9 protein-coding genes are annotated in these 9,824 nt (G+C 71.0%); 2 read left to right on the plus strand and 7 right to left on the minus strand.

All coding sequences use genetic code 11. From position 1 onward, the window contains the following. Positions 1-22: 22 nt before the first annotated feature. Both ABZY33_RS01195 and ABZY33_RS01200 read right to left on the minus strand, forming a co-directional pair. Positions 23-553 (minus strand): alkyl hydroperoxide reductase, encoded by a 531-nt coding sequence (locus ABZY33_RS01195; protein WP_356489320.1) that lies wholly within the window; start codon positions 551-553, stop codon positions 23-25. Positions 554-575: 22 nt separating this feature from the next. Further along, positions 576-1,130 carry a peroxiredoxin gene (locus tag ABZY33_RS01200; RefSeq protein WP_356489321.1) on the minus strand — a complete coding sequence of 185 codons (555 nt, stop codon included), beginning with the start codon at positions 1,128-1,130 and terminating at the stop codon, positions 576-578. Between the two features lie 132 nt (positions 1,131-1,262). On the opposite strand from ABZY33_RS01200, the gene ABZY33_RS01205 reads away from it, so the two are divergent. Beyond that, complete coding sequence (locus tag ABZY33_RS01205; RefSeq protein ID WP_356489322.1) at positions 1,263-2,237, plus strand: hydrogen peroxide-inducible genes activator; 975 nt, start codon at positions 1,263-1,265, stop codon at positions 2,235-2,237. Positions 2,238-2,374: 137 nt separating this feature from the next. On the opposite strand, the gene ABZY33_RS01210 is transcribed toward ABZY33_RS01205, so the two are convergent. From ABZY33_RS01210 to ABZY33_RS01230, 5 genes are all read right to left on the minus strand, one after another. Continuing rightward, positions 2,375-4,759, minus strand: coding sequence for an FtsX-like permease family protein (locus ABZY33_RS01210; RefSeq protein ID WP_356489323.1), 2,385 nt, complete (start codon positions 4,757-4,759; stop codon positions 2,375-2,377). Then, complete coding sequence (locus ABZY33_RS01215; protein ID WP_356489324.1) at positions 4,756-5,442, minus strand: ABC transporter ATP-binding protein; 687 nt, start codon at positions 5,440-5,442, stop codon at positions 4,756-4,758. Before ABZY33_RS01215 ends, ABZY33_RS01210 begins: the two co-directional genes overlap by 4 nt. Continuing rightward, positions 5,439-5,966, minus strand: coding sequence for a PadR family transcriptional regulator (locus ABZY33_RS01220; protein WP_356489325.1), 528 nt, complete (start codon positions 5,964-5,966; stop codon positions 5,439-5,441). Before ABZY33_RS01220 ends, ABZY33_RS01215 begins: the two co-directional genes overlap by 4 nt. A gap of 64 nt (positions 5,967-6,030) precedes the next feature. Further along, the gene (locus ABZY33_RS01225) at positions 6,031-6,273 is read right to left on the minus strand and encodes a hypothetical protein (RefSeq protein ID WP_356489326.1); all 243 of its coding nucleotides are present in this window, start codon (positions 6,271-6,273) and stop codon (positions 6,031-6,033) included. Continuing rightward, a complete protein-coding gene (locus ABZY33_RS01230; protein ID WP_356489327.1) occupies positions 6,270-7,205 on the minus strand; it encodes an SPFH domain-containing protein in 936 nt (311 codons plus the stop codon). Before ABZY33_RS01230 ends, ABZY33_RS01225 begins: the two co-directional genes overlap by 4 nt. Positions 7,206-7,474: 269 nt before the next feature. On the opposite strand from ABZY33_RS01230, the gene ABZY33_RS01235 reads away from it, so the two are divergent. Continuing rightward, positions 7,475-9,715, plus strand: coding sequence for a transglycosylase domain-containing protein (locus tag ABZY33_RS01235; protein WP_356489328.1), 2,241 nt, complete (start codon positions 7,475-7,477; stop codon positions 9,713-9,715). The last annotated feature ends 109 nt before the right edge of the window (positions 9,716-9,824 follow it).

Here is a 9,824-nt window from a genome sequence, read left to right on the forward strand (position 1 = left end):
GCACTCGTACCGCACAGCCGCACTACGCGAGCGCAGCCTCCGCGTCCAGGGTCACCGCGACGGCCTGAAGAACCGACGCGATCTTGAACGCCTCCTGCACGACCTCACGCGAGACATCCGCCTTGCGCAGCACCTGCTCGTGCGAGTCCAGGCACATCCCGCAGCCGTTGATCGCGGAGACCGCGAACGACCACAGCTCGAAGTCGACCTTGTCGACGCCGGGGTTGCCGATGACGTTCATCCGCAGGCCCGCGCGCATCGTCCCGTACTCGGAGTCCGAGAGCAGGTGACGCGTGCGGTAGAAGACGTTGTTCATCGACATGATGGCGGCGGCCGACTTGGCGGCCGTGTACGCCTCCGGCGACAGGTTCGCCTTCGCCTCGGGCTCCAGCTCGCGCAGGACGCGCGGGGAGCGGGCGGCGATGGCGCAGGCCAGGACCGTGCCCCACAGCTGCTGCGGCGGGAGGTCCGAGTTGCCGATGACCGAGCCCAGGTTGAGCTTCAGGTCCTTGGCGTAGTCCGGTATGGCGGACTTCAGTTCGTCGAGAGCCATGTCAGTACCCCTGTCCCTTCCGTCACTCGCCCGAGAGCAGCGCGACCGGGTCGAGGGTCTCGTCGCCCTTGCTCCAGTTGCACGGGCAGAGCTCGTCCGTCTGGAGCGCGTCGAGGACCCGCAGGACCTCCTTGGGGTTACGGCCCACGGAACCGGCGGTCACCATCGTGAACTGGATCTCGTTGTTCTGGTCGACGATGAAGACGGCGCGCTGGGCGAAGCCGTCCTCGCCCTCGATGCCGAGGTCGCGCATGAGCTCGTGCTTGGAATCGGCCAGCATCGGGAAGGGCAGGTCGGTCAGGTCCGGGTGGTCCTTGCGCCAGGCGTGGTGCACGAACTCGGAGTCACCGGAGAAGCCGAGGACCTGCGCGTCGCGGTCGGCGAACTCCTCGTTCAGCTTGCCGAAGGCGGCGATCTCGGTGGGGCACACGAAGGTGAAGTCCTTGGGCCACGCGAAGACGATCTTCCACTTGCCCTCGTAGGTCTTGTGGTTGATCTGCTCGAACTCCGCGCCCTTCTCCAGGGAGACACAGGCGGTCAGGTCGAACTCGGGGAACTTGTCACCGACAGTGAGCACACGCACTCCTTGCAGCGAGAAACATCCCTTTTGAGGATGTTTCCATGGGTTGGACTGCTTCAGATCGTGGCACAGAGTGCATTGATTACGGAAATAGCTAGACTCGGTCGTGTTGATCGGAGGTGGCTATCAGTGGCCGTACAGAACGGAAAGCCGGCGGGCGGGCGCAAGCGGCAGCCCAGCCTGGCGCAGCTGCGGGCGTTCGCCGCGGTCGCGGAGCACCTGCACTTCCGGGACGCGGCGGCCGCGATCGGGATGAGCCAGCCCGCCCTGTCCGGCGCGGTCTCCGCGCTGGAGGAGACGCTCGGGGTGGCCCTTGTCGAGCGTACGACGCGCAAGGTACTGCTCTCGCCGGCCGGTGAGCGGATCGCGGTGCGGGCCCGGGCGGTGCTCGACGAGGTCGGCGCGCTCCTGGAGGAGGCCGAGGCGGTGCGGGCGCCGTTCACCGGCGCCCTGCGGCTCGGGGTGATCCCCACCGTCGCGCCGTATCTGCTGCCGACCGTGCTGCGCCTGGTCCACGAGGCGTACCCGGAGCTGGATCTCCAGGTGCACGAGGAGCAGACCGCCTCGCTCATCGAGGGGCTGACGGCCGGGCGGCTCGACCTGCTGCTGCTCGCCGTGCCGCTCGGCGTGCCGGGCGTCACCGAACTCCCGCTCTTCGACGAGGACTTCGTGCTCGTCACACCGCTGGATCACTGGCTCGGCGGGCGCGAGGGAATCCCGCGCGAGGCGCTGCGCGAGCTGAATCTGCTGCTCCTCGACGAGGGGCACTGCCTGCGCGACCAGGCGCTGGACATCTGCCGGGAGGCGGGCCGCGGCGACGCGCCGGTCACCACGACCGCCGCCGGCCTCGCCACGCTCGTCCAGCTCGTGGCCGGCGGCCTCGGGGTGACGCTGCTGCCCCGCACGGCCGTCGCGGTCGAGACCAGCCGCAGCAGCCAGCTGCTGACCGGGTACTTCGCCGAGCCCGCGCCCACGCGGCGGGTCGCGCTCGCCATGCGGACGGGTGCCGCGCGGGCGGCGGAGTACGAGGAGCTGGCCGGGGCTCTGCGGATGGCGCTGCGGGGTCTGCCGGTCAAGATAAGCCCCTCCGGAACCTCCGGATAAGCCCCTCCGGCGGCCCAGATCAAGCCCCTCCGGCGATTGTGGAGCGGGGCCCGGGGCGGAGCCCCGTGACCTTCGCACCGACGCCGGGACGAGGGCCGCGGGGCAGCGCCCGTGACGTTCGCACCGACGCTGGGCGCTTACTCGGTCCGCAAACCGTCCGCCCGCATCAGGCGCCACAGCGGCGGCAGGCTCAGCAGGGTCACGGCCGCGATCGCCGCCGCGCCCACGCCGGCCAGCGGCAGGAACAGCAGCCAGTCCGTGACCGGCTTGCCGACCAGACGCAGCATCAGCCACCCGAGGACCAGGCCGCCGCCGACCGCGACCGCCATCCCGAGGACGACCGGGATCGCCGTCTGCCACAGCACCGACCAGGCGAGCGTCGAGCGGCGCGTGCCGTAGGCGACCAGGACCGACAACAGGCGCTTGCGGTCCCGCAGCTGCTCGATCTGCGAGACCAGCATGGACGCCGCGATCAGCGCCATCGTCACGGCGGCCGCGCTGAACAGCGCCCGGCGGATGCTCGCGTACTCCTCGTCGCGCGCCGTCGCCTGGAAGGTCCACACCCGCATGCCGGGGTCGAGCCGGAACGCGGTGTTGCGCACGTACTCGGCCGCGTCCGTGACCGTGGGGTCCACCTGGATCTGCGCGGAGGTCGAGGCGTTCTTCACCGTCCGGACGTCCAGGGCGGCCGGGGTGGCCAGGATGCCGCCGAAGCGGTTGCCCGCCGGGTCGCGCCGGGACTCCACCAGACGGGCGTCCGCGGGCAGCGTCCACCGGTCGGACGGCTCGTCGCCGAGGACGAGACGGGCGCCGGGCCTGGCGGTGCGGGCCAGCTCCCGGTCGTCCTCGGGGTACGCGGACCCCTTGACCCGGAAGGTGTCGCCGTCCTGGCAGGACGGCAGCTTCGCCAGCTCCCGCAGGCTGGAGCAGGCGCCGACGGAGACCGACACGGTGTGGGCGTCGGTGTCGTCGTCGTGCGGCTTGGGACCCGAGGGGTTGGCCCAGGTGCCCACGGTGCCGATGACCGACCGGACCCCCTTGGTGGCCCGGAAGTCCCGCACCATCCGCGCGGCCAGTTCTCCGTCGCCCACACTGGTGTTCACGCCGATCTGGGCCCGCTTCGGGTCCTGCCCGGTCGTCTCGGTGAAGTCGTCGTTGATGCCGACGGTGAACATCTGCAGGGCGATGCCGCCCGCCACGGCGATGGTGATGCCGGCGACCGCCCGGCTCGCGCCGTTGCTGGTCAGCTGGAGCCTGCGCACCGCCAGTTGCCACGGCACCGAACCGCCGCGCAGCCGGTTCACGACCGCTTCCACCACCCAGGGCATCACCAGCACCAGACCGAGCAGCATCAGCGTGATGCCCGTCGAGATCCGGATGATGCCGAGCGTGCTCCCGGTCTGCCCCGACCCCGACACGAGCAGGAGCAGCGCGCCGAAGACCGGCACGGGCAGCCGCCAGGCCAGCCGCCGGCCCCGGGTGCGGCCGCTGCGGACGACGCCCAGCGGCTCGATCGTCACCGAGCGCAGCGCGAGGACCGTCACGGCGACCGCGGCGAGCGGGACCGCCAGCAGGATCAGGACGGCGAGCGCGGGCACCGGCGTCACGTCCTGCGGGAACGTCGAGAGCCGCCAGAGGCTCACCATGCCCAGCACCTGCCGCGCGGCCAGGAAGAGGAGCCCGCCGCACACGAGGCCGAGCAGCGTGCCGAACAGCGCCTCGCCCGCCGCCGTCCGGCGCGTCATCCGCACGTCCGCCCCGACGAGGCGGAGCGCGGCCAGCCGCCGGTCACGCCGTTCGCCGCCGAACCGGACGGCCGTCGCGATGAAGATGGCGACCGGCACGAGCAGCACGACGCACGCGAGGACGATGAAGACGATGAGTATCGGGTCGAGCGGCTGGCTCGGGTACGTCATCCCGAAGTGGTCGATGCGGGAGGCACCCCGGCCGGCGTCCAGACGGTCGTCGCCGATGTACAGGTACTGCTCGAAGGGGTCGCTGAGGCCCGGCTCGTGGATCGTGCCGATGACGCGGTAGGGGTAGCGCTCCTTGAGCAGCTTGTTGCCGGGGTCGTCCAGCGCCGTCCGCAGAGCGGGCGAGACCACCATCTCGCCGGCTCCGGGCAGCCGGTCGACGCCGGGCGGCAGCGGCGCGTGCGCGCCCTCGGGCCGCACCAGGTACCCGCCCACCGAACTGGACCGGAAGGTGGACGACGCGTCCTGCACCAGCATGGTGCGCTCACCGCGCTCGAGCTGCCCGTCCCGCCCGACGCCCAGCTGGCGCGCGTCGGCGCGCACGTCCCGCTGGTGCATCAGCGTCGGCACGGACGCCGCCCCGAGCAGCAGGGCCACCCCGAGGCCGACGCCGAGCGCGGTCAGCAGCGTACGGATCCAGCCCTCACGGCCGCCCGACGCGGCGAAGCGGATGCCGAGCCCGAGGTCGCGCAGCCAGCCGCCACGGCCGGGCGGGCCTGCGGGCGAAGGAGCGGCCGCGGCGCTCTTGCGGTCGTCGAGGAGGGTCATCCGGCGAACTCCATGTCCCGTGACTTGCCGTCCCGTACGACGATCTCGCGGTCCGAGTACGCGGCGACCCGCGTCTCGTGCGTGACCAGGACGACGGCGGTGTTCGAGCCGCGGGCCGCGTCCGTGAGCAGCTCCATGACGCGCTCGCCGTTGAGCGAGTCCAGGGCGCCGGTCGGCTCGTCGGCGAAGAGCACGCGCGGGTTCGTGACCAGGGAGCGGGCCACCGCGACGCGCTGGCCCTGCCCGCCGGAGATCTCGCCGGGCCGCTGGCCGGCGATGCCGTCGACCTCCAGGCGCTCCAGCCAGGTCGTCGCCCGGCGCGCGGCCTCCTTGCGCTTGACGCCGGTCAGCCGCAGCGGCAGCGCCACGTTCTCGACGCAGGTCAGCTCGGGGACCAGCTGGCCGAACTGGAAGACGAAGCCGAACTCGGTGCGGCGCAGGGCGCTGCGCTCGGCGTCCGACAGGGCCGTCAGGTCGCGGCCGTCGTAGCTGATCGAACCGGAGTCCGGGGTGACGATGCCGGCGAGGCAGTGCAGCAGCGTCGACTTGCCCGAGCCCGAGGGGCCCATGACGGCGACGATCTCGCCGGGGTGGATGGTGAACGAGGCGCCGTCCAGGGCGGGCGTGGGCCCGTACGCCTTGTGCAGGTCGTGGGCGGTGAGCAGGGATCCGGCGGGAGTCATGAAGGGCGCACCTCCGCGGCGAGCTTGTCGAGACGCGCGGCGGTCAGTTCCAGCCAGCGCAGGTCGGCTTCCAGGTGGAAGAGGGCGTGGTCGCAGATCAGCTGGTCGGCGAGGTCGCCCTTGCGCTTGCGGTCCGTGAGGATGCGCATCAGACGCAGGTGCTCGGCGCGCTGGCTGTCGAGGATCCCGGCCGCGTTCCGCTCGGTGAGCAGGGCGAGGACGACCTTGGTGTAGAGCGTCGACTGGAGGTACGGCTCCGGCTTCTCCGGCGTGGCGAGCCACCGCTGTACGTCCGTGACGCCGGCCTCGGTGATCGCGTACCGCTTGCGCTCGGGGCCGCCGCCGGGTTCGAGCCCGTCGACCTCGACGAGGCCGTTCTTCAGCAGGCGGGACATGGTCGAGTAGACCTGCCCGTAGTGCAGCGGCTTGTCGTGCCCGAACGTCTCGTCGAATGTGCGTTTGAGGTCGTAGCCGTGGCGCGGACCGGACTCCAGAAGCCCCAGGAGGGTGTGACCGATGGACATGGGTGGGACTGTACACGGTGTGTATACCCGGTGTGTATACCGGCCCGGGTGGGGCCAGCCCCACTCAGCGGTCGGCCGCCGGCGGACCCTCGTCACCCGAGCTCGTCGGCGGCCGACCCCGCCGCGGCAGCGGACCCGCCGACCTGGGAAGCCGCCCTGCCTCGGCCAGAGCCCGCCGCAACACGAACTCGATCTGCGCGTTCGCGGAGCGCAACTCGTCCCCGGCCCACCGCGCGAGCGCCTCGTACACGGCGGGATCCAACCGCAGCAGCACCTGTTTACGCGCCGGAGGCGGTGGCGGGGTCACTGGTAGAGCGTCCCCGTGTTGACGACCGGCTGCGCGGCGCGGTCCCCGCAGAGCACGACCAGCAGGTTGCTGACCATCGCGGCCTTGCGCTCCTCGTCGAGCGCCACGAAGTCCTGCTCGCTGATCCGGGCGATGGCGTCCTCGACCATCCCCACCGCGCCGTCGACGATGAGCCGGCGGGCGGCGACCACGGCGCCGGCCTGCTGGCGCTGGAGCATCGCCGAGGCGATCTCGGGCGCGTAGGCGAGGTGCGTGAAGCGGGACTCGATGATCTGCACGCCCGCGGCCTCGACCCGCGCGTGCAGCTCGACGGCGAGCTTCTCGGTGATCTCCTCGGCGTTGCCGCGCAGCGAGAGCCCGCCCTCGTCGTGCGCGTCGTAGGGGTACTCGATGGCGATGTGCCGCACGGCCGCCTCGGTCTGCGTGGAGACGAACTCCAGGAAGTCGTCGACCTCGAAGGTGGCCTGCGCGGTGTCCTCGACCTTCCAGACGACGACCGCGGCCAGCTCGATCGGGTTGCCGTAGGCGTCGTTGACCTTGAGGACGGCCGTCTCGTGGTTGCGTACCCGCGTGGAGATCTTGGTGCGCGAGGTGAGCGGGTTGACCCAGCGCAGCCCGTCCTCGCGGATCGTGCCCCGGTAGCGGCCGAAGAGCTGGACCACGCGGGCCTGGCCGGGCGCCACCATGTTCAGGCCGCCCATGGCGAAGAGCGAGGCGATCCCGGTCAGGATGCCGACGGTGACGAGGATCGCCTGCACGGCGCCGCTCGTCGAGGTGAGCGTGGCGCCCAGGACGACCAGACCCACGCCGGCGATCAGCCCGAGCAGCCCGAGCAGCAGGGCGAGCCCGCCGCCGATGCTGTGCGCCGTGAACTCGCGCACACGCGCTTTGGGCATCGTCGGTACGTCTGGTGTGGCGTCGGTCTCGGACATGGCGGTCCCCGTCTCTGTGAGCTGGAGGTTCGTGGCCGGCGCGCCCCGAATCCTGTCTAGCAAAGTGATATCACTTTAACGCATACGGCAACCATCGACACCCCTGGATCGTCGGTTCCCATGGGGCAGGTGCTGATTGTCACGTCCGGAAATGACCGGAAGGGCACGGTTTTGCCTTAAGTCGCGGTGTTAGCTTCATGAGCTGATTCGGCACGGAAGTGCACGGAGACGAGTCCTGGTCACGAACGAGAAGCGGAGCAACTGAGGTCATGGGCCGAGCGGATGCGAGAAATGCGCGCAAGCGCGCGGCGCGGCCGTCGGGCATACGCCGCTTCTTCGGCTGGAAGAAGCTCCTCGGAGCGTTCTTCGGGCTGATCCTGCTGATCATGGGCGCGTTCGTCGTGCTCTACATGGTGATCGACGTGCCCGAGGGCAACGAGGACGCCAGGCGGCAGAGCAACGTCTACAAGTACAGCGACGGCACCACCATGGCCCGCACCGGCGAGGTCAACCGGGAGATCGTCGACCTGTCCGAGGTGCCCAAGGGCGTCCAGCACACCTTCGTCGCGGCCGAGAACAAGTCGTTCTACAAGGACAAGGGCGTCGACCTGAAGGGCACCGCGCGCGGCGTCCTCAACACGGTCACCGGCAAGGGCAAGCAGGGTGGCTCGACCATCACCCAGCAGTACGTGAAGAACTACTACCTCACGCAGGACCAGACCGTCACGCGCAAGCTGAAGGAACTGGTCATCTCGCTCAAGGTCGACCGCAAGAAGTCCAAGGACGAGATCCTCGCCGGGTACATCAACACCAGCTTCTACGGCCGCGGCGCCTGGGGCATCCAGGCCGCGGCGCAGGCGTACTACCACGTCGACGCCTCGAAGCTGACCGTGGAGCAGGGCGCCTACCTCGCCGCGCTGCTCCAGGCCCCGAACCAGTACGACTGGGCCATCGCCTCCGACACCGGCAAGGACCTGGCCAAGCAGCGCTGGAACTACGTCCTGGACAACATGGTCGACATGCACTGGATCGGCGCGAGCGAGCGCCGGGGCATGACGTTCCCCGTGCCGAAGGAGCCCAAGGCCGCCGCCGGGCTCCAGGGCCAGGAGGGGTACCTGTACACGGCCGCCAGGGCCGAGGTGATGAAGGAGCTGGACCTCACCGACGCCGAGTTCGACGCGGGCGGCTACACCATCACCCTGAACATCGACCGCAAGAAGCAGAAGCAGCTGGAGAAGTCGGTCGAGCAGCAGCTGACCGACCACCTGAAGGCGGGCCGCAAGGCCGACGACCGGGTGCAGGCGGGCGCGGTCTCCGTCAGCCCGAAGACCGGCAAGATCCTCGCGATGTACGGCGGCGCCGGCATCGAGAAGCACTGGCGCAACAACGCCACGCGCACCGACTACCAGCCCGCCTCCACGTTCAAGCCGGTCATCCTCGCGGCCGCCCTGGAGAACAACGCGAAGACGCAGACCGGTCAGTCGATCCGCGCCGACACGATCTACGACGGCACGAGCCGGCGGCCGGTGGTCGCGGACGGCAAGAAGGTCGGCTTCGCGCCGCCGAACGAGGACCGGCGCAGCTACGGCCCGGTCTCCGTGCAGACCGCGACGAACAAGTCCATCAACTCCGTCTTCGCCCAGATGGGCGCCGACGTCGGCATGGAACAGGTCATGGAGACCGCCGCGAAGCTCGGCATGGACGACGCCGACCTCAAGCCGTACTACGCCCAGACCCTCGGCACCATGGGCGCGAGCCCGCTGGAGATGGCCGGTGTCTACGCGACCCTCGACAACCACGGCAAGCAGGTCACCCCGCAGATCGTGAAGGCGGTGTCCAAGCAGGGCGACTCCGTCCCCCTGGACGACGCGATCGGGGAGCAGGTCATCGGCCGGGCCGCCGCCGACTCGGTCACCTCGGTGCTGACCGGCGTGGTCGACGACGGCACGGCGAAGGTCTCGGTCCGCGACAACCCCTCGCGCGACGGCCGCAAGGTCGCCGGCAAGACCGGTACGTCCGACCACAACCGCTCGGCCTGGTTCACCGGCTACACCCCGGACCTGGTCACCTCGGTGGGCCTGTTCGGCGAGGGCGCCCAGGGCACCGCGGAGCAGAACCAGCAGGTCTCCATGGAAGGGGCCGGCGGGCTGCCCCGCGTCGACGGCGGCAGCTTCCCCGCCCGGATCTGGGCCGGCTACACCTTCAACGTGTCCAGCACGACCGCCAAGTTCGACCTGGACACCGACATGGGCGCCGCCGTCCAGCCCACCAGGACGGCCCCGGCCACGCCGACGACGCCGCCGCCGTCCTCGACCCCTCCGAGCCACACGCCGACCACGACGCCCCCGCCCTCGACCCCGACGAGTCCCTCCGAGACGCCGACCACCGAGCCGCCGACCGACGAGCCCTCGGACACCTCGGCGCCGCCCACCGACTCGGGCTCACCCACCGGGGACTTCCCGGAGAACCCGATGGAGGGCCTCGACCACGGCAGAGGCGACGAGGGCTGACGCACCGCGCACGACAGAGGGGGGGGGCGGGGCCCCCCCCGGGCGGGGCCCCCCCCGCCGGGGGGGGGGGGGGGGGCGGGCGGGCCCCCCCCCCCCCCCCCCCCCCGAC

The organism is Streptomyces sp. NPDC006552, from assembly GCF_040611655.1.
Taxonomy (GTDB): Bacteria; Actinomycetota; Actinomycetes; order Streptomycetales; family Streptomycetaceae; genus Streptomyces.

What these genes read in the sequence shown, in the direction of transcription:
- ABZY33_RS01195 (WP_356489320.1), bottom strand. Translation starts at nt 553, where the DNA reads ATGGCTCTCGACGAACTGAAGTCCGCCATACCGGACTACGCCAAGGAC.
- ABZY33_RS01210 (WP_356489323.1), bottom strand. Translation starts at nt 4,759, where the DNA reads ATGACCCTCCTCGACGACCGCAAGAGCGCCGCGGCCGCTCCTTCGCCC.
- ABZY33_RS01215 (WP_356489324.1), bottom strand. Translation starts at nt 5,442, where the DNA reads ATGACTCCCGCCGGATCCCTGCTCACCGCCCACGACCTGCACAAGGCG.
- ABZY33_RS01220 (WP_356489325.1), bottom strand. Translation starts at nt 5,966, where the DNA reads ATGTCCATCGGTCACACCCTCCTGGGGCTTCTGGAGTCCGGTCCGCGC.
- ABZY33_RS01230 (WP_356489327.1), bottom strand. Translation starts at nt 7,205, where the DNA reads ATGTCCGAGACCGACGCCACACCAGACGTACCGACGATGCCCAAAGCG.
- ABZY33_RS01235 (WP_356489328.1), top strand. Translation starts at nt 7,475, where the DNA reads ATGGGCCGAGCGGATGCGAGAAATGCGCGCAAGCGCGCGGCGCGGCCG.